General features: G+C 70.7%; 16 protein-coding genes. 1 reads left to right on the forward strand and 15 read right to left on the reverse strand.

The window, feature by feature from the left end; translation table 11 throughout:
• Positions 1-3: 3 nt before the first annotated feature.
• Positions 4-1,599: an MDR family MFS transporter gene (locus ACZ3YL_RS11330; RefSeq protein ID WP_188302603.1), complete on the reverse strand. Its 1,596-nt coding sequence runs from the start codon at positions 1,597-1,599 to the stop codon at positions 4-6.
• A 225-nt stretch (positions 1,600-1,824) separates the two neighbouring features.
• Here ACZ3YL_RS11330 and ACZ3YL_RS11335 point away from each other — a divergent pair, with 225 nt between their 5' ends.
• Complete coding sequence (locus ACZ3YL_RS11335) at positions 1,825-2,457, forward strand: TetR/AcrR family transcriptional regulator (RefSeq protein ID WP_465656786.1); 633 nt, start codon at positions 1,825-1,827, stop codon at positions 2,455-2,457.
• Positions 2,458-2,713: 256 nt separating this feature from the next.
• Here ACZ3YL_RS11335 and ACZ3YL_RS11340 read toward each other — a convergent pair whose 3' ends face one another.
• The 14 genes from ACZ3YL_RS11340 to ACZ3YL_RS11405 all read right to left on the reverse strand — a co-directional run bounded on the left by ACZ3YL_RS11340 (position 2,714) and on the right by ACZ3YL_RS11405 (position 19,472).
• Positions 2,714-5,065, reverse strand: a complete 2,352-nt coding sequence (locus tag ACZ3YL_RS11340) for an immune inhibitor A domain-containing protein (protein ID WP_223241687.1) — start codon at positions 5,063-5,065, stop codon at positions 2,714-2,716.
• 274 nt (positions 5,066-5,339) lie between these two features.
• Entirely contained in the window at positions 5,340-7,859 is a 2,520-nt protein-coding gene (locus ACZ3YL_RS11345) for an ATP-dependent Clp protease ATP-binding subunit (RefSeq protein WP_188302600.1), read from the reverse strand.
• 667 nt (positions 7,860-8,526) lie between these two features.
• Positions 8,527-8,877 (reverse strand): histone-like nucleoid-structuring protein Lsr2, encoded by a 351-nt coding sequence (locus ACZ3YL_RS11350; protein WP_188302599.1) that lies wholly within the window; start codon positions 8,875-8,877, stop codon positions 8,527-8,529.
• Between the two features lie 91 nt (positions 8,878-8,968).
• The gene (locus ACZ3YL_RS11355) at positions 8,969-9,505 is read right to left on the reverse strand and encodes an amino-acid N-acetyltransferase (protein WP_188302598.1); all 537 of its coding nucleotides are present in this window, start codon (positions 9,503-9,505) and stop codon (positions 8,969-8,971) included.
• Between the two features lie 9 nt (positions 9,506-9,514).
• Complete coding sequence (locus ACZ3YL_RS11360) at positions 9,515-9,967, reverse strand: BlaI/MecI/CopY family transcriptional regulator (protein WP_188302597.1); 453 nt, start codon at positions 9,965-9,967, stop codon at positions 9,515-9,517.
• Between the two features lie 249 nt (positions 9,968-10,216).
• Positions 10,217-11,773 (reverse strand): bifunctional lysylphosphatidylglycerol synthetase/lysine--tRNA ligase LysX, encoded by a 1,557-nt coding sequence (lysX, locus tag ACZ3YL_RS11365; protein WP_465656789.1) that lies wholly within the window; start codon positions 11,771-11,773, stop codon positions 10,217-10,219.
• A gap of 104 nt (positions 11,774-11,877) precedes the next feature.
• Entirely contained in the window at positions 11,878-12,627 is a 750-nt protein-coding gene (locus ACZ3YL_RS11370) for a hypothetical protein (protein ID WP_188302595.1), read from the reverse strand.
• 140 nt (positions 12,628-12,767) lie between these two features.
• A complete protein-coding gene (locus tag ACZ3YL_RS11375) occupies positions 12,768-13,553 on the reverse strand; it encodes a type III pantothenate kinase (RefSeq protein ID WP_188302594.1) in 786 nt (261 codons plus the stop codon).
• A gap of 47 nt (positions 13,554-13,600) precedes the next feature.
• Entirely contained in the window at positions 13,601-14,569 is a 969-nt protein-coding gene (gene nadC / locus ACZ3YL_RS11380; RefSeq protein WP_188302593.1) for a carboxylating nicotinate-nucleotide diphosphorylase, read from the reverse strand.
• 4 nt (positions 14,570-14,573) lie between these two features.
• Positions 14,574-16,247, reverse strand: a complete 1,674-nt coding sequence (locus tag ACZ3YL_RS11385) for an L-aspartate oxidase (RefSeq protein ID WP_188302592.1) — start codon at positions 16,245-16,247, stop codon at positions 14,574-14,576.
• A gap of 15 nt (positions 16,248-16,262) precedes the next feature.
• Positions 16,263-16,742 carry an aspartate 1-decarboxylase gene (gene panD / locus ACZ3YL_RS11390; protein ID WP_188302591.1) on the reverse strand — a complete coding sequence of 160 codons (480 nt, stop codon included), beginning with the start codon at positions 16,740-16,742 and terminating at the stop codon, positions 16,263-16,265.
• Between the two features lie 87 nt (positions 16,743-16,829).
• Positions 16,830-17,735, reverse strand: coding sequence for a pantoate--beta-alanine ligase (gene panC, locus ACZ3YL_RS11395; RefSeq protein ID WP_188302590.1), 906 nt, complete (start codon positions 17,733-17,735; stop codon positions 16,830-16,832).
• Positions 17,736-18,707 carry a Rossmann-like and DUF2520 domain-containing protein gene (locus tag ACZ3YL_RS11400; protein ID WP_188302589.1) on the reverse strand — a complete coding sequence of 324 codons (972 nt, stop codon included), beginning with the start codon at positions 18,705-18,707 and terminating at the stop codon, positions 17,736-17,738.
• A 75-nt stretch (positions 18,708-18,782) separates the two neighbouring features.
• A complete protein-coding gene (locus ACZ3YL_RS11405; protein ID WP_188302588.1) occupies positions 18,783-19,472 on the reverse strand; it encodes a response regulator in 690 nt (229 codons plus the stop codon).
• Positions 19,473-19,545 lie beyond the last annotated feature (73 nt).

Here is a 19,545-nt window from a genome sequence, read left to right on the forward strand (position 1 = left end):
CCGTCAGACGGCCGTCGCCTCCAGCGAGGCCTCGGCCGGCTTCTCGCCGGTGCCGGCGCCGCGCAGCGGCACCTCGCGCAGGAACACCGCGGCGGCGATGGCGATCACGGCCACCCCGGCGCCCCACAGGAAGACGGTGTGCATGCCGTTGGACACCGCGTGGTGGTAGGCGTCCTGGACGGCCTCGGGCAGCTTGCGCAGCTCGGCCGGGCCCATCTGGCCCGGGTCCTTCGCCCCGCCGCCGGCCGAGGCCTGCTCGCCCAGCCGCGCGGTCATGGTGTCCTTCACCCGGTTGTTGAACAGGGCGCCGAACAGCGCGACACCGAAGGAACCGCCGATGGTGCGGAACAGGGTGGCGGTGGAGCTGGCGACGCCCATGTCCTTGAGCTCGACGCTGTTCTGGGCGACCAGCATGGTGATCTGCATCAGGAAGCCCATGCCGGCGCCCAGCACGATCATCCAGCAGGCCGAGGTGAAGCTGCTGGTCTCGGTGCCCATGGTGGAGAGCAGGATCAGGCCGCCGGTCATCACGATGGTGCCGATGATCGGGAAGATCCGGTACTTGCCGGTCTTGGTGACGGCCTGGCCGACCACGAGCGAGACGACCAGCATGCCGAACATCATCGGCATCAGCAGCAGGCCGGAGTTGGTCGCCGAGGCGCCCTGGACAATCTGCTGGTAGAGCGGCAGGAAGACGGTCGAACCGAACATCACGAAGCCGACCACGAAGCCGATGATCGAGACCAGGGTGAAGTTCAGGTTCTTGAACAGGCTCAGCGGCAGCATCGGTTCCTGGGCCCGCTGCTCCACGTAGCAGAAGGCGATCAGCGAGGCGACGGCGAGCGCGGCCAGGCCGAGGATCTCCTTGGAGCCCCAGGCGTACTGCTGGCCGCCCCAGGTGGTGATCAGCACGAGCGAGGTGATGCCGGTGGTGAGCAGCACGGCACCCGGGTAGTCGATCCGGGCGGTGTTGCGGACCTTCGGCAGCTTCAGGGTGACGACGACCACGGCGAGCGCGACGATCCCGAGCGGCAGGTTGATGTAGAAGGTCCAGTGCCAGCTCAGGTGGTCGGTGATGAAGCCGCCGACCAGTGGGCCGCCGATGGTGGCGAGGGCCATCACGGCGGCGAACATGCCCTGGTACTTGCCGCGGTCACGCGGCGGGACGAGCGCGCCCATGATCGACATGACGCCGACCATCAGACCGCCGGCGCCGAGGCCCTGCACGGCGCGGAAGCCGATCAGCTCGTTCATGTTCTGGGACAGCCCGGACAGCGCCGAGCCCACCAGGAAGATCACGATCGAGGTCAGGAAGGTGCCCTTGCGGCCGTACAGGTCGCCGAGCTTGCCCCAGATCGGGGTGGAGGCGGCGGTGGCCAGGGTGTACGCGGTGACGACCCAGGACAGGTGCTCGGCGCCGCCGAGGTCACCGACGATGGTCGGCATCGCGGTGCCGACGATCAGGTTGTCGAGCATGGCCAGCAGCATCGTGACGACCAAGCCGACCATCACGAGGCGGATCTCGCGGGGTGACCGCGGCTGCTCCTCCTCGGCCGTCTTGTCCTCCGGTACCGGGCCGGCGGTCTTGGACTGTGACATGGGGTGGGGTCTCCCGGAGGGGTGTTTCGGACGGGCAGCGGGCCTTGCGGCGGATCACTTACTTGACGCCCGGCTAGTTTATCGATCGTCGGCACGGTAGGTTGTTTCCTAGCCGGTCGTCAAGCCAGTTTTAGGACCGGGCGCCTGGGCAGGGAGAATGAGCCCGGGGCGGACACCACCCCGGAGTCCGCAGCAGTAGTCACCGACGCAGTCATGAGGCAGGCCATGGGCACTCCGCACAGCCCCCGCAGCGACACCAGGGCTCGCATCATCGAGGTGTCGTTGGAGCTCTTCTCGGAGCAGGGCTACGAGCAGACCTCACTGCGCGAGATCGCCGACCGCCTGGGCGTCACCAAGGCCGCGCTCTACTACCACTTCAAGACCAAGGACGACATCGTCCTGGGCATCGTCGAGCGGATGGCCGCGCCGATCGACGAGATCATCGCGTGGGGCCGGGAGCAGGCCTGGAGCCCGGAGATGCGCGATGAGCTGATCCGGCGCTACGCGGACGGGATGACCGAGCGGGCCCCGCTGCTGCGCTTCTTCCACGAGAACCAGCCCGCGCTGCGCGAGTCCCCGGCTGGGCTGGCCTTCCGGGACCGCGTGATCACCATGATGCAGCTGGTGCACGGCCCGGAGGCGGAGTTCCGGGACCGGCTGCGCGCCACGATGGCGCTGTTCACCGCCCACTCGGCGTTCTTCCTGCTCAAGCAGGACACCGCGGACTGCGGCGACGCCGAGAACGTGTGGGGCGAGAAGCTGCCGTCCGCCGACCTGGACGAGGCCCTCGAAGCGGCCCGCGAGGTCGCGCTGGAGATCAGCGGCCGGATCAGCCACCCCGCCCGCACCACCGACTGAGCAGCCTAGAACGCCGTGACGCCGTGCCCGGAGAGGTACGCGATCGGATCGTCAACCGGCCCGGTCCGGCCCGGCGCCCGGCCCGCCCGACTACTAGGCCCGGTCGTACCGCGCCGAAGCGCTGTGACGAGCGCCACCCGGCGGCGGGGTTCGAGCCGCCGCCGGAAAGCGTCCGGCCCGCCCCCGCGCGGTGGCGGGGACGGGCCGGACGGGGAGACTTCAGTGCCGCGCGATCACGGCCTGACCGTCAGGACGATCAGTTGTCGACCGGGCGGACCCGGATCCAGGTCTCCAGGTAGTTCGCGGACTCGTTCTCGACCTCGATGCTGGTGCCGGTCTTCGGCACGTCGACACCGCTGTACGGGTTGTCCTTCGACCACCACGACTTCAGGTCGGAGAACTCGTCGACGCCCTTGGACTTCGGGATGACCGTCTCGACGTCGGCCTTGTGCAGGGTCAGCGCCGGGACGCGACGCGAACCGAAGGTCGAGTCGAAGCCCTGCATGCGCGGGCGCATCAGGGTGCCGTCGGACCACTTGATCGGGGTCGGGTGCGAGTCGACCGGCAGCACCAGGCCGTGGCCCGGGTGGGCGCTGACGTTGTTGTCGGTCTGCGATTCGTCCCAGTACCAGATCAGCAGGCCGGGCTGGTACGAGTAGTGCTCGACCCAGCCGGGCTTGGCGGCCGAACCGAAGTTGTACGGGCCGGTCTTCAGCGTCTGGTCGAACGACACGTACTGCTTGTTCTCCGCGATGTAGTACTGCGCGTAGTCCTTGGTGTACGAGCCGCCGAAGCGGGTGAAGCCGGCGGCGGTCCAGCCGTTGTCGCCGTTCTCCACGTCGTCGCTGAACACGGTGGCGCCGTCGGCGGTCACCGCGATGTTGTCCGCCGCGAAGCCGCGGTAGTGCAGGCCGCCGTCGGTGGTGTTGTGGTAGCGGAACTGGATCTTCTTGCCGGCGTAGGCGTCCAGGTTGAACGACAGGTCACCCCAGGCGGCGGTGAGGCCGCTGAGGGCCGGGCGGCCGTTCTCCTTGGGGAGCGCGGCGCCGTTCCAGGTGCCGTCCACGACGGTCCAGGTCTTGCCGCCGTCGGTGGAGACCTCGCCGAAGGTGTAGTCGAAGTCCGGCTCCAGCTCGTACCAGGCCTTGGCGTTGATGCTGGCCTTGGTCTTGCCGGTCAGGTCGATGTCGCGGGTCAGCGTGACGTTCAGGTTGTCGGCGCTGCCGCTCCACCACTCGTTGTTGCCCCCGAAGGGCTTGTTGATGTCGGTGGTGATGCTCTTCTTCGGCAGGTCGACGATGAGCGCCTGCGGAAGGTTGGAGTTGTACTCCACCGGGCCGATGTGGTGGGTCGACTCGGTGCCGGCCTTGGCGCGGTCGGCCTTCAGCCAGCCGAGCTGGTACTTGCTCCAGGCGTCGAGGTCGTTCGGCATGTCGCCGATGCTGTCCTTGCCCTCGCCGAGCCAGGAACCGGAGGACATCAGCGACCAGAAGCCGACCGAGTTGTCGATGCCCTTGCCGGCGGTGTCGTAGAGGTCCGGCAGACCGAGGTCGTGGCCGTACTCGTGGGCGAAGACGCCGAGGCCGCCGTTCTCCGGCTGCATCGTGTAGTCGCCGATCCAGAAGCCGGAGTCACCGACCTGGACGCCACCGAGCTTGTTGTCGCCCGGGCCGGCCTGGCCGGTCAGGTTGCCGTAGACGTACGAGCGGTGGGCCCACAGGGCCTTGCTGCCCTGCTTGCCGCCACCGGCCGACTTGTCCTCACCGGCGTGCACGATCTGGAAGTGGTCGATGTACCCGTCGGGCTGGTTGAAGTTCCCGTCGTGGTGCGAGCCGTAGCGGTCCCACTGGTCGTACGAGGCCAGCGTCGCCTTGACCTGCTCCTTGGTCTGACCCTTCGCCAGCTGGTCCTTGTACCAGATGTCGACGGCGTCGCGGATCAGGTCCTGGGCGCTCGGGCAGACGTTGGAGCCGCAGTAGTCGGAGCCGTACCGGGCCTCGTTCCACGGCACCCGGACCCAGTCCGAGACCACGCCGTCGACCGAGTAGCGGCCCGAGGACTGCTTCTCGTAGAAGGTCTTCAGCGAGGGCTTGTCCTTGGCGAAGTACAGGTCCTGGTAGTGCTGCTGGTTGTAGTCGGCCTGCCAGGCGGTCGAGTTGTTCGTGGCGCGGTCCGGCGCCTCGATCTGGTTGTGCTTGGGGCCGGCCTCGCCGCCGTACTTGACCTTGCCGTCGGCGGTCTTGGTGGTGTTGTCGACCTGGTCGCCGAAGTCGACGAGGATCGTGAAGATCTTGTCCGTGCGCTCACGGGCGAGCTCGACGTACTTGTCCTTGCCGAGCTTCACGCTGGTGCTGCCGTTGTGCTGCTCGACCTGGGCGGTGCCGTTGAGCAGCTGCTCGGTGGCGGCCTTCTTCTCCGCATCGACCTTGGCGGTCAGCGGGCCCGGGATGTTGTGCTCGGTGTTGACGGACTGGACGGCGTCGGCGGGGTCCTTCGGGACCGGTGCCGAGCCGGACGCGACGGCGCTGCTCGGGAACAGGCCCGCGCCGAGCGTGACTATGACCGCCGCCGCGGTGGTGACCGCAGCGGCTCTCCTGGTGGTCTTCAAGGTTGTGACGCCCTCCCCGACCGAGCCGACTCTTGGCCAAGGCCCGGTAAACCAATATGAAAGACAGGTGGACGTCATTTGACCGAAGTGGGGCTGGAAAAGATAGACCTTGACCCTGACATGGGCACGGCGCTATGCTCGCCGATTTTCCGTCAGCTGATGCCCCGTCGGGAAGCGCCAGGTCCGGGCTGTGCGCGGCGGCCGGGAACGCACCGAGCCCCCGGCGCGAACGCCGGGGGCTCGGTGGCTGTGAAGTTGTCTGTTAAATGTTGGCTTACTTCGTCAGGTCCGGACCGGACGAGGCGACCGCGGCCGGGGTGTCCGCGACGGCCGACTTCTCCTCACCGCGGAAGGTGAACTTGGCTTCCTTGCCCTCGCCCTCCACGTCGACGACCACGATGTGGCCGGCCCGCAGCTCGCCGAAGAGGATCTTCTCGGAGAGGTGGTCCTCGATCTCGCGCTGGATGGTGCGGCGCAGCGGACGGGCACCCAGGATCGGGTCGTAGCCGCGCTTGGCCAGCAGCTTCTTGGCCTCGACGCTGAGCTCCAGGCCCATGTCCTTGTCCTTGAGCCGCTCGTCCACCTTGTCGATCATCAGGTCGACGATCTGGATGATGTCGTCCTCGGTCAGCTGGTGGAACACCACGATGTCGTCGACGCGGTTCAGGAACTCGGGGCGGAAGTGCTGCTTGAGCTCCTCGCCGACCTTCGCCTTCATCCGCTCGTACCCGGTCTGGGTGTCACCCGTGGCCGCGAAGCCCAGGTTGAAGCCCTTGGAGATGTCCCGGGTGCCGAGGTTGGTCGTCATGATGATGACGGTGTTCTTGAAGTCGACCACGCGGCCCTGGGAGTCGGTCAGGCGACCGTCCTCCAGGATCTGCAGCAGCGAGTTGAAGATGTCCGGGTGGGCCTTCTCGACCTCGTCGAAGAGGACGACCGAGAACGGCTTGCGGCGGACCTTCTCGGTCAGCTGGCCGCCCTCCTCGTAGCCCACGTACCCGGGCGGGGAGCCGAACAGCCGGGAGACGGTGTGCTTCTCGGAGAACTCGGACATGTCGAGCGCGATCAGCGCGTCCTCGTCGCCGAAGAGGAACTCGGCGAGCGTCTTGGACAGTTCGGTCTTACCGACGCCGGACGGGCCGGCGAAGATGAACGAACCGCCGGGGCGCTTCGGGTCCTTGAGGCCCGCACGGGTGCGCCGGATGGCCTGGGAGAGCGCCTTGATGGCGTCCTTCTGGCCGATGACGCGCTTGTGCAGCTCGTCCTCCATGCGCAGGAGACGGGACGTCTCCTCCTCGGTCAGCTTGAAGACCGGGATGCCGGTGGCGGTGGCCAGGACCTCGGCGATGAGCTCCTCGTTGACCTCCGCGACGACGTCCATGTCGCCGGCCTTCCACTCCTTCTCGCGCTTGGCCTTGGCCTGCAGGAGCTGCTTCTCGTCGTCGCGCAGGGACGCGGCCTTCTCGAAGTCCTGCGCGTCGATCGCGCTCTCCTTCTCGCGGCGCACGTCGGCGATCTTCTCGTCGAACTCGCGCAGGTCCGGCGGCGCGGTCATCCGGCGGATGCGCATTCGGGAGCCGGCCTCGTCGATCAGGTCGATGGCCTTGTCCGGCAGGAAGCGGTCCGAGATGTACCGGTCGGCCAGGGTGGCGGCGGCGACCAGGGCGGCGTCCGTGATGGAGACCCGGTGGTGGGCCTCGTAGCGGTCGCGCAGACCCTTGAGGATCTCGATGGTGTGCGGCAGCGAGGGCTCGGCGACCTGGATCGGCTGGAAGCGGCGCTCCAGCGCGGCGTCCTTCTCCAGGTGCTTGCGGTACTCGTCCAGGGTGGTGGCACCGATGGTCTGCAGCTCGCCGCGGGCCAGCATCGGCTTGAGGATGCTGGCGGCGTCGATGGCACCCTCGGCGGCGCCCGCGCCGACCAGGGTGTGCAGCTCGTCGATGAACAGGATGATGTCGCCGCGGGTGCGGATCTCCTTGAGCACCTTCTTCAGGCGCTCCTCGAAGTCACCGCGGTAGCGCGAGCCGGCCACCAGGGCGCCCAGGTCCAGCGTGTAGAGCTGCTTGTCCTTGAGCGTCTCCGGGACCTCGCCCTTGACGATCGCCTGCGCCAGGCCCTCGACCACGGCGGTCTTGCCGACGCCGGGCTCACCGATCAGGACCGGGTTGTTCTTGGTGCGGCGGGACAGCACCTGCATGACCCGCTCGATCTCCTTCTCGCGCCCGATGACCGGGTCGAGCTTGGCCTCGCGGGCGGCCTGGGTGAGGTTGCGCCCGAACTGGTCCAGGACCAGCGAGGTCGACGGGGTGCCCTCGGCGGGCCCGCCGGCCGTGGCCGACTCCTTGCCGCCGCTGGTCTGGTAGCCGGAGAGCAGCTGGATGACCTGCTGGCGCACCCGGTTGAGGTCGGCACCCAGCTTGACCAGGACCTGGGCGGCGACGCCCTCGCCCTCGCGGATCAGGCCGAGCAGGATGTGCTCGGTGCCGATGTAGTTGTGGCCGAGCTGCAGGGCCTCCCGGAGCGACAGCTCCAGGACCTTCTTCGCCCGGGGGGTGAAGGGAATGTGACCGGACGGGGCCTGCTGGCCCTGACCGATGATCTCCTCGACCTGCTGGCGCACGGCCTCAAGGGAAATCCCGAGGCTCTCCAGGGCCTTGGCGGCGACGCCCTCGCCCTCGTGGATCAGACCCAGGAGGATGTGCTCGGTGCCGATGTAGTTGTGGTTGAGCATCCGGGCTTCTTCCTGAGCCAGGACGACAACCCGCCGCGCGCGGTCGGTGAACCTCTCGAACATCGTTTATCGCTCCTCAGAGCGGTCGGGCAGTTCGGGGTCCGTCCCCGCCCTGTCCTTCCGCATGCTAGTCCCGCTCAGCGGCGCGGCCCACGGATTCACTCCCCGGTAGAGGAGCGAGATGCTGCGCGACCAGCCGACACCAATCCCAACCTGATGCTGGGAATCGGTGTTCCCACAGGTGGGCCGGATGCACCGGAAACCGCTACGCCATCGGCGAACAAGAGCCGCCGGGGCGGAGCCGGACCCTCTACGGCCGGTCGTACATGCTGCCCCTGGACGGGTCGAAGAACCCGTCCACCTGCATTCATACCCGGTATCGGGGTGGTTCTCGCGCAGTTTCCGCGGTGGCGGTGTTCGCCTGGCGAGAAGTCGGGCCGCAGGGGCGGTGGTTCGACGGCGGCCGGGGCCGGGCCGTACGCCGTCCCGGGGTGTCCGCGTTACCGCTTCGCCCTTACAGCGTTGCACAGCTCGTGATTGTTCCGCCGCCCGAGCCCGCCGCCTCGGCCGCCCGTGCCGACGCGGGCGCCGGTACCGGTGGCGCCGTGGTCGTCCGGGTGCACGCCGCGGGGCGCGGAGGTGTTCCCTCCGCGCCCCGCGCGTGTGTCGTCGGTGCCGTACGCGGTCGCCGGGGCCCCGCATCCGCTCCGGTGGGCCGGTGGCGCCGGGGTCAGGCCGCGTTGGCCTTGTCGTAGGCCTCGCGGACGGTGCTTGGCACCCGGCCGCGGTCGTTGACCTCCATACCCTGTTCCTTCGCCCACGCGCGGACCTTCGCGGTGTCGGGCGCGCTGCCGGACGGGCGTGCCGCGGCGCCGCGGCCCGGACGCCGGGTACCGGCGAGCCGGCCGCTCTGCTTGCGGCCCTTCTCCAGGTAGGGCGCCAGCAGACCGCGCAGCTTGTCCGCGTTGGCGCTCTTCAGGTCGATCTCGTAGGCAACGCCGTCGAGCGCGAACGTCACCGTCTCGTCCGCCGAACCGCCATCGAGATCGTCTTCAAGAATGACCTGCACCCTCTGTGCCACGGGCTTCCCTTTCCGCTAAACGACCCATTGCCTAAGGAAAGGAAAGCGCCTTTCTCCGGAAAACACAAACCCTTGACCGGCTCGGAGCCGCTCAGAGGTGCAGCAGCATGCGCGAGTTGCCCAGTGTGTTGGGCTTCACGCGCTCGAGGTCAAGGAACTCGGCGACACCTTCATCGTACGAGCGGAGAAGTTCTTCATAGACATCCGTAGCGATCGCCGCCGGGTCTGTCGTACCATCATCGGTTTCCTGGAGCTCCCCGATCTCGGCGAAACCGTGTTTCGCGAAGAACGGAACCTCGAACGTCAAGCAGAAAATCCGACGGACGCCCAGCCAGCGCGCGGTCTCCACCAGCTTCTCCAACAGCCGGTGCCCGATCCCGAAGCCCCGGCAGGAGGGATCGACCGCGAGCGTCCGGACCTCGGCGAGGTCCTCCCACATCACGTGCAGGGCCCCGCAGGCCACCACCACGCCGTTGTCGTCGCGTTCCGCGACCCAGAACTCCTGGACGGATTCGAACAGTGTGACTGTGGGCTTGTCGAGCAGAATGCCGTCGCGCGAGTAGGCGTCGATGAGCCCGCGTACGGCCCGTACGTCCGTGGTCCGCGCGCGGCGGATGGTGACCTCCATGGCGGGACGTTATCGCGTCGCGCCCGGCGCGGTCCCGCCGGTATCCGCTCCGCCGGTATCCGGGCCGTCCTCGGGGGATTCCGCGGCGGGCGGATCGGACGGGAAGAGAGCCGCCACCCGCAACGCGTCCCTGAGTGCCTCGCGCTGCTCCGGGGACATCAGGCCGAAGAAGTGGACCAGGGCCGCCGCGGGATTGTCACTGGTGGCCCAGGCGTCGTTCATCAGGGCCGCCGTGTACGCCTCGCGCGAGGAGACCGGTTCATATCGATAGGCCCGGCCGGCCCGCTCGCGGCGCAACCAGCCCTTTCTGTGCAGCTTGTCCAGGACGGTCATCACCGTGGTGTACGCGATTTCGCGTTCCGACTGCAGATCCAGGAGAACCTCGCGAACCGTCACCGGTCGGTTCCACCGCCACACCCGGGTCATGATGGCGTTCTCAAGTTCGCCGAGTTGCCGGACCATAGTCCGGCCAGGATAGGGAGTGAATGGGGCAAATCTTGTGAAGTGCGCCAAACCGGCGCGCCGCCACCCCCGGGAATCGGGAATGACGGCGCGCGGCGGTCGGGGCGGCTGACGGTGCCAGTCGATCAGTCCATGTCTTCCTTGGCCTTCTGGGCCCCGCCCTGGCTGCGGATGATCGCCCGCACCAGGAATCCGAAGCCGATCGCCATGACCAGCGGCGGCACGATCGCGCTGACGTAGTCCATCAGGTCACTCCTCCTCGGTCTTCTCCGCCGTCGCGGCGGAAGCCTTGGGTTCCGGCTTCACCAGCGGGAAGAGCACGGTCTCCCGGATGTTCTTGCCGGTCAGCAGCATGATCAGGCGGTCCACGCCGAGGCCCAGGCCACCGGTCGGGGGCATCGCGTACTCCAGGGCGCGCAGGAAGTCCTCGTCCACCTGCATGGCCTCGACGTCGCCGCCGGCGGCCAGCAGGGACTGCGCGGTCAGGCGGGCGCGCTGCTCGACCGGGTCGACCAGCTCGGAGTAGGCGGTGCCGATCTCGGTGCCGAAGATCACCAGGTCCCACTTCTCGGCCACGCCCGCGATGGAGCGGTGCTGGCGGGTCAGCGGGGAGACCTCGGTCGGGTAGTCCTTGATGAAGGTCGGCCGGACGGCGTTCTCCTCCAGCAGGCGCTCGACCATCTCCAGCACGATCTGGCCGTGGCCCCAGCTCTTCTCGAACGGGATGCCGTGCTCGGTGGCCAGCGCGCGCAGCTCCTCGACGGTGGTCTCCGGGGTGACCTCGGCGCCCAGGCGGGCGGAGATGCCCGGGTAGACGCTGACCTCCTCCCACGGCTCGGCCAGGTCGATCTCGTGCTCCACGCCGTGCGGGTCCACGCCCTTGATCACCGTGGTGCCCAGGGCGTCCCGGGCGGCGTTGACGATCGTCGCGCGGATCAGCTCGGCCTGGGTGTCGTAGTCGCCGTAGGCCTCGTACGACTCCAGCGAGGTGAACTCCGGGTTGTGGGTGGAGTCCGCGCCCTCGTTGCGGAAGTTGCGGTTGATCTCGAAGACCTTCTCGGCGCCGCCGACCACCAGCCGCTTGAGGTACAGCTCGGGGGCGATGCGCATGTACAGGTCGATGTCGTACGCGTTGATGTGCGTCTTGAACGGACGGGCGTTGGCGCCGCCGTGCACCGGCTGCAGCATCGGGGTCTCGACCTCGATGTAGCCGCGGTCCTCGTAGGTGCGGCGGATCGAGCGGACGACCTTGCTGCGCAGGTGCAGGATCTCGCGCGCCTCGGGGTTCACGATCAGGTCGACGTAGCGCTGGCGGACCCGGGCCTCCGGGTCGGTCAGGCCCTTGTGCTTGTCCGGCAGCGGGCGCAGGCACTTGGCGGTGAGCTCCCAGCGGTCCACCATCACCGACAGCTCGCCGCGCTTGGAGGTGATCACCTCGCCCTCGACGCCGACCTGGTCGCCGAGGTCGATGTCGGCCTTCCAGGCCGCCAGCCGCTCGGCGCCCAGCTTGTCCAGGGAGAGCATCACCTGGAGGTCGCCGCTGCCGTCGCGCAGGGTGGCGAAGCAGAGCTTGCCGCCGGTGCGGGAGAGGATCACCCGGCCGGTGATCCCGGCGCGCTCGCCGGTCGCGGTGTCGGGTTCGAGGTCCGGGTGCTTGGCACGCAGGTCCGCGATGGTGGTGGTACGGGGGAATCCGACCGGGTACGGGTCGACCCCGGCCGCCCGGAGCCGGTCCAGCTTCTCGCGCCGGACGCGCATCTGCTCGGGAAGGTCGTCGGTCGCGGGAACAAGGCTCTGATCGCTCACCCCACAAGGGTAGCCAGCCGTACACCGTGCTCCGTGACCGGATCGCACCGGAGGGGAGGCCGTCGGTTCGACGGCCTCCCCTCGCGGTCGGTGGTGCGGGCCGGTCAGCCGGTGCCGGTGGCGAGTTCGATCTCGTCGGGGGACTGCTCGGCCGGTGGGGCGGGGTGGGCCGGGGGCTTGGGGCGGCGGCCGAAGAGTTCGGCCGGGGTGGGCATCCGGTGCGGGCGGGGCGGGGTCTGCGCGGCGGCGGGCTGCTCCGGGCGGGAGTCCCGGGAGTCGGTGCTGCTCATCGTGGTCCGTCCTCCTACAGGGGTGGGGTGACTGCTCGGTGGTGCGGCGGGGTTCGGTACGGCCACCAGGTGGCGCGGGTGCCCGGTGGTGAGTGCGAGCCGCTCGCGGACGGCGGCCTCGGCCAGTGCGTGGCAGCGGCCGGCCAGTCGGGAGCGGCGGGCCCGTTCGCCGTGGCCGCAGGGCTGGCGGGACAGCCCGCGCAGTGCGGTGAGGTCCTCGGGGCCGGGCAGGTAGCCGTCGGTCACCGCCTCCTCCAGGCGCTCCAGGTAGCCGGCGGCACTGCCGGGGAGGGCGGCGCGGTAGCGGCCGAGGTCGGCGAGCAGGAAGGCGCGCAGTCGGCCGCCCTCCTGGACGGCCTCGTCGATCGCCTCGGTCAGACGCAGGGCGTCCTGGACGTCCTCGGCCCAGAGCTCGGCGCCCGGCCCGGCGAGCGCCGTCCGGTCGGGCACCTGGAGGTGGACGGGGACTGCGGGGTGCAGGGCTTGGGCGAGGGCTCGGCGCAGCACGCGGACTTCGTCGGCGCTGAAGGCCATGCCGCCGCGCGATCCGTGTGGCGTAGGCATGGGTTGACACTACGTGAGGAATATCCGATTTGTCGGTAACGTCGCGCGGAATTCCGCACGGTCGGCCCGCTGGAGAAACCTTTCGCCGAGCCCGTGGCGCTGCCCCGTACCCACCCGGGACTCCGCCCGCCGGGCGCCGCTCAGCTCGGCCGGTTGCGCTCGTACACCAGGCGCAGGCCGATCAGGGTGAGCCAGGGCTCGTGCTCGTCGATGGTGGAGGCCTCGCCCAGGACCAGGGGCGCGAGGCCGCCGGTGGCGATCACCTGGACGTCGTCCGGGTCCTTGGCCAGCTCCCGGGCCATCCGCTCGACCAGGCCGTCGACCTGCCCGGCGAAGCCGTAGAGGATGCCGGACTGCATGCCCTCGACGGTGTTCTTGCCGATCACGTTGCGCGGGCGGGCCAGCTCGATCTTGCGCAGCTGGGCGCCGCGGACGCCGAGCGCCTCGACCGAGATCTCGATGCCGGGGGCGATCGCGCCGCCGACGTAGTCGCCGCGGGCGTTGACGGCGTCGAAGGTGGTCGCGGTGCCGAAGTCGACCACGATGCACGGTCCGCCGTACAGGTGGTTGGCGGCCAGCGCGTTGACGATCCGGTCCGCGCCGACCTCCTTGGGGTTGTCCATCAGGACGTGCACCCCGGTCTTCACGCCGGGCTCCACGATCACCGCGGGGACGTCGCCGTAGTAACGGCGGGTCACCTCGCGGAGCTCGTGGAGCACGGCGGGGACGGAGGAGCAGATCGCCAGACCCTCCACCGCGGCGTCCCGGACCGCGGTGCGGCTGCCCGTCAACCCCTGCAGCAGCACCGCCAGTTCATCGGCCGTGCGGCGCGGATCGGTGGAGATCCGCCAGTGTTCCACCACTTCCTCGCCGTCGAACAGGCCGAGTGTGGTCTGGGTGTTGCCGACGTCGATGGTGAGGAGCACGGGGACGCTTTCTGCGAGTCGGGACGGGACTGCTCTCGACCTGACGGTCAGGCGCGCAGGTCCAGGCCGATGTCCAGGATCGGCGAGGAGTGGGTCAGCGCGCCCACGGCCAGGTAGTCGACACCAGTCTGGGCGACCTCGCGCGCGCTGGCCAGGGTCAGTCCGCCGGAGGCCTCCAGCTTCGCCCGGCCGGCCACCAGCGCGACGGCCTCCTTCAGCTGGTCGACGGTGAAGTTGTCCAGCAGGATGAGGTCCGCCCCGGCGTCCAGCACCGGCGGGATCTGCGCCAGCTCGTCCACCTCGACCTCGACCGGCAGCTCCGGGTACGCGGCCCGGACGGCCCGGAAGGCCTCGGCCACGCCGCCGGCCGCGACCACGTGGTTGTCCTTCACCAGGGCGGCGTCCGAGAGCGCCATCCGGTGGTTGGCGCCGCCGCCGCAGCGCACCGCGAACTTCTCCAGCGCGCGCAGGCCCGGGGTGGTCTTGCGGGTGTCCCGGACGACCGCGCCGGTGCCCTCCAGGGCGTCCGCCCAGGCCCGGGTCGCGGTGGCGATGCCGGACAGGTGGCAGAGCAGGTTGAGCGCGCTGCGCTCGGCGGTCAGCAGGTCGCGGGTGCGGGAGCGCACCGACAGCAGCACCTGGCCGGCCTCCACCCGGTCGCCGTCCTGGACGTGCCGCTCGACCTCGAACTCCTCCTCGCAGACCAGCGAGACGACCGCCTCGGCGACCCGCAGACCGGAGACCACGCCGGCTTGGCGGGCGGTGAAGTCGGCGGTCGCGACGGCCTCGGCGGGCACGGTGGCGACCGAGGTGACGTCCTCGCCGCCGGCCAGGTCCTCGGCCAGCGCCAGGGTGGCGATGTCCTCGACCTCGATCGGGTCCAGCCCGGCCTCCTCCAGCAGCTCGGCCAGCTGCGGGTCCAGGCCGGTCTCGTAGCCCTCGCCGTCCCCGCAGGCGCAGCCGTCGCCGCAGCCGCCCTGGTCGGCCAGGGGGAGTTCCTCGTGCGCGTGGGTCATGGTTCTACTGCTCCTCGGGGGTGCTGACGGGGTCGCCGGAGGCGGCGAGGGTGGTGATCAGGTGGCGCCGCCAGTGGGCGTCGTCGCGCTCGGGGAAGTCCTCGCGCCAGTGGCCGCCGCGGGTCTCCTCGCGCTGCGCGGCCGCTGCGACCAGGGCCGTGGCGACCAGCAGCAGGTTGGCGGCCTCCCAGGTCTCCACCCGGGGGTCGGCCGGCTTCTCCTCGGCCACGTGGGACCGCGCCTGCTCGGCGAGCAGGGCCAGCCCGGCCGCGGCCTCGGCCAGCGAGGCAGCCGAGCGCAGCACGCCCGCGCCGCGCGACATCAGCCGCTGGATCTCGGCGCGCGACTCGGAGGTCGGCAGCGGCACGGCCTTGGCGGCCTGCGCGGCGGCGACGTCCACGGTGCGCTCGGGCAGTTCGCCGGCCGCGTGCCGCTCGGCCAGGTCGGCGGCGATCCGCTCGGCGAAGACCAGGCCCTCCAGCAGGGAGTTGGAGGCCAGCCGGTTGGCGCCGTGCACGCCGGTGCAGGCGACCTCGCCGCAGGCGTACAGGCCCGGGACGGAGGTGCGGCCGTGCCGGTCGGTGCGGACGCCGCCGGCGGCGTGGTGCGAGGCCGGGGCGATCGGGATCGGCTCGGTGACCGGGTCGATGCCGTGGGAGCGGCAGGAGGCCAGGATGGTGGGGAAGCGGTGCTCCCACATCTCGGCGCCGAAGTGCCGCCCGTCCAGGTACATGTGGTCGGCGCCCTTCTCCTGCATGCGCCGGGTGATCGCCTTGGCGACGATGTCGCGCGGGGCGAGTTCGGCCAGCTCGTGCTGCCCGACCATGAAGCGCACGCCGTCGGCGTCCACCAGGTGGGCGCCCTCGCCGCGCACGGCCTCGGAGACCAGCGGCTGCTGGCCCGCGGCGTCCACGCCGAGCCAGAGCACGGTCGGGTGGAACTGGACGAACTCCAGGTCGGCGGCGGCGGCGCCGGCCCGCAGGGCCAGGGCCACGCCGTCGCCGGTGGAGACGGCCGGGTTGGTGGTGGCGGAGAAGACCTGGCCCAGGCCACCGGTGGCGAGCACCACCGCGCGGGCCCGGACGGCGCCGACGCCGTCGCGCTGGCCCTCGCCCATCACGTGCAGGGTCAGCCCCGCGGTGTGGCCCGCGGCGTCGGTCAGCAGGTCGAGGACGAGGGCGTGCTCGATCAGTTCGAGGTCCGGGTCGCTACGGACGGCGGCGACCAGGGCGCGGGAGACCTCCGCGCCGGTGGCGTCCCCGCCCGCGTGCACGATCCGGTGGCGGTGGTGGCCGCCCTCGCGGGTGAGCAGGATCTCGCCGTCCTCGCCGCGGTCGAAGGCCGCGCCGACCGCGATCAGCCGGCGGACGGCGTCCGGACCCTCGGTGACCAGGGTGCGGACGGCCTCCTCGTCGCAGACGCCGGCGCCGGCCACCAGGGTGTCGTCCAGGTGCTGCTCGGGGGTGTCCCCCTCGCCCAGGGCCGCGGCTATGCCGCCCTGCGCCCAGCGGGTCGAGCCCTCGTCCAGGACCGCCTTGGTGACCACCATGGCCCGCAGGCCGGCCTTGCGGACGTTGAGGGCGACGGTGAGGCCGGCGATGCCGGAGCCGACCACGACCACGTCGGTGGTGGCGGTCCAGCCCGGGGCCGGGGCGGTGAGGCGGTGGGTGACGGACATGACTCAGTGGCTCCTTCAGCGCGTGGCCGCGGTGGCCGCGCCGTCCTCGTCACGGTACGCGCCCCTGGCCTGGCGGCCGGGGGGTGCCCCCACGTCACCCCGGAGCAGTCCGGTGCCCTCCGGGGCATCCGCCGGGTCCCCGCCGAGGCCGGTGATCCGGTTGTGCTCGTCCACGAAGACGACCTTCGGCTCGTAGCCCTTGGCCTCGGCCGTGTCCATCTGCCCGTAGGCGATGAGTATGACCAGGTCGCCCGGGTGGACCAGGCGGGCGGCGGCACCGTTGATGCCGATCACGCCGGTGCCGCGCGGGCCGGCGATGGTGTAGGTCTCCAGCCGGGCGCCGTTGTTGATGTCGACGATGTGGACCAGCTCGCCGGGGAGCAGGTCGGCGGCGTCGAGCAGGTCCTCGTCCACCGTGACCGAGCCGACGTAGTGCAGGTCGGCCTGGGTCACGGTGGCCCGGTGGATCTTGGACTTGAGCATGGTGCGGAGCATTGCGGGTCACGCCTCCTGTGAGTGCATGCCTGAAGGGGGTTCTTACCGCCGGTGTTGCCGGACGGTTCTGTGCCTGGTGGTCACTGCCTAGCGGCAGATGACGTGGACGTTGTCGATCAGGCGGGTCGAGCCCACCTGCGCGGCGACGGCCAGCACCGCCTCGCCCTGGAAGTCGTCCGCCGCCTCGGAGAAGTCGTGCGGGTCGATCAGGGCGAGGTAGTCGAGGGTGACGCCCTCGGCGCCGTCCAGGACGGCGGAGGCGGCCTCGCGCACGGCCTTGGGGCCCTGCGCGGCGACGTCCCGGCCGGCGAACAGCGCCTTGGACAGGGTCAGGGCGTGGCCGCGCTCCGCCTCGGAGAGGTAGCGGTTGCGCGAGGACAGCGCCAGGCCGTCCTCCTCGCGGACGGTCGGCACGCCGACGATCTCGACGTCGAAGTCCAGGTCGGCGACCATCCGCTGGATGAGGGCCAGCTGCTGGGCGTCCTTCTCGCCGAAGAACGCGAAGTCCGGGTCGGTGATGTGCAGCAGCTTGGCGACCACGGTCAGCACGCCGTCGAAGTGGCCGGGCCGGGTGGCACCCTCGAAGCGCCCGCCCATCGGGCCGGCCGCCAGGCGCACCTGCGGCTCGCCGTTCGGGTAGACCTCGTCGACGGACGGCGCGAAGACCACGTCGGCGCCGTTCTCCTCGGCCAGCTTCACATCGGCGTCCAGGGTGCGCGGGTAGCGCTCCAGGTCCTCGGACGGGCCGAACTGCAGCGGGTTGACGAAGACCGTCACCGCGACCCGGCCGTCCCGGCCGACCTGCTTGCGGGCGGCCCGGATCAGCGCGGCGTGGCCCTCGTGCAGGGCGCCCATGGTCATCACCACGGCGTTGTCCACCGGCTGCTCGTCCGGCCAGAACGCGGCCTCGAAGTCGTCCACGGTGTGGGTGACCACGGCCCGGTGGACCTTCGGCGCCCGCTGGGCCTTGCTCGGCTGCTTACCGCGTGCCATCTAGCGCTTCTCCTCGTTCAGTACGTCCAGCAGCGCCGCCGCCGACGCGTCGTCGATCGTCCCGTTGGCGAGTGCCCGCTGCGCGGTGGCGCGGGCCATCGCGCGGTAGGCCGCCGGGATGTCCGGGGACACCGTACTGAGCTGCGCCAGGTGGCGCCGTACGGTGCCCGCGTCGCCCCGGGCGACCGGGCCGGTGAGGGCGGCGTCGCCGGAGCGCAGGCTGTTGTCCAGGGCGGCGCCGAGCAGCGGGCCGAGCAGTCGGCCGGGCTCGGCGACGCCGGCCGTGCGCAGCAGGTCCATGGCCTGGGCGACCAGGGTGACCAGGTGGTTCGAGCCGTGGGCGAGGGCGGTGTGGTAGAGCGGGCGGACCTCCTCGGGCACCCACTCGGGCTCGCCGCCCATCTCCACCACCAGGGCCTCGGCGACCGGTCGCAGCTCCTCGGGGGCGGTCACCCCGAACGGGCAGCCGGCCAGCCGGTCGAGGTCGACGGAGGTGCCGGTGAAGGTCATCGCCGGGTGCAGGGCCAGCGGCAGTGCCCCGGCCCGGGTGGCGGGCTCCAGGATGCCGACGCCGTGCGCGCCGGAGGTGTGCACCAGCAACTGGCCGGGGCGGACGGCGCCGGTGGCGGCCAGACCGGTCACCAGGTCGGCCAGCGCGTCGTCCGGGACGGTCAGCAGGACCAGGTCGGCGGCGGCCATGACCTGCGGCGGGGTGACGATCCGCACGCCCGGCAGCAGCGCGTCGGCGCGCCGGCGGGAGGTGGCGGACACCCCGGAGGCGGCGACCACGGTGTGCCCGGCCAGCTGCAGGGCGGCGCCCAGCGCGGGGCCGACCCGGCCGGTGCCGATCACGCCGACGGCGAGCCGGGCCGGGCGGTTGCCGGGGTCGTGGGGATCTCCGAAGGCCGGGTCGCCGAGGCCGTCGGCGAGCGGGGCGAACTCACCGGAGTCGGCGAAGTCGGACGAATCCATGTCCACCCTTGTCCTGAATGACCGTTCCGGTCCATCTGCGGGTACCGGACGTACCGCCCCAGTGTACGGGCGGAGCTAGTCGGAGGACCCGGCCCGGATCAGTCCGGCCTCGTACGCGAGCACCACCGCCTGGACCCGGTCGCGCAGCCCCAGCTTGGCCAGGATCCGGCCGACATGGGTCTTCACGGTGGCCTCGGAGAGCACCAGCCGGGCCGCGATCTCGCCGTTCGACAGGCCCTGGGCGACCAGCAGGAACACCTCCCGCTCGCGCTCGGTCAGCGGGCCCAGGACGTCCGGGCCGGGCGCGCTCTGCGGGGTGGGCAGCACCTCGGCGAAGCGGTCGATCATCCGGCGGGTCGTGGTCGGGGCGACCACGGCGTCGCCGCCGTGCACCGCGCGGATCGCGGCCACCAGCTCGGTCGGCGGGACGTCCTTGAGCAGGAAGCCGCTGGCCCCGGCCTTGAGCGCGGCGAAGGCGTACTCGTCCAGGTCGAAGGTGGTGAGGATGAGCACGTGCGGGGCGTCCGGCAGCGGGCTGCCGTCCTCGGCGAGGCAGATCCGGCGGGTCGCCTGCACCCCGTCCAGGCGGGGCATCCGGACGTCCATCAGGATCACGTCCACCTGCGTGTGCCGCAGCCGTTCCACGGCCTGGGCGCCGTCGCCGGCCTCGGCGGCGATCTCGATGTCGCCCTGCGACTGGAGGATCATCCGGAAGCCGGTGCGCAGCAGTTCCTGGTCGTCGACGAGCATCACGCGGATGGTCAAGGTGGCTCCTAACAGGGGAGGGGGGTTGGGGAGTGTCCAGCGGATCCTCGCCGGGGCCCGACGGAATCCACAA

The organism is Kitasatospora sp. NPDC023176, from assembly GCF_055560495.1.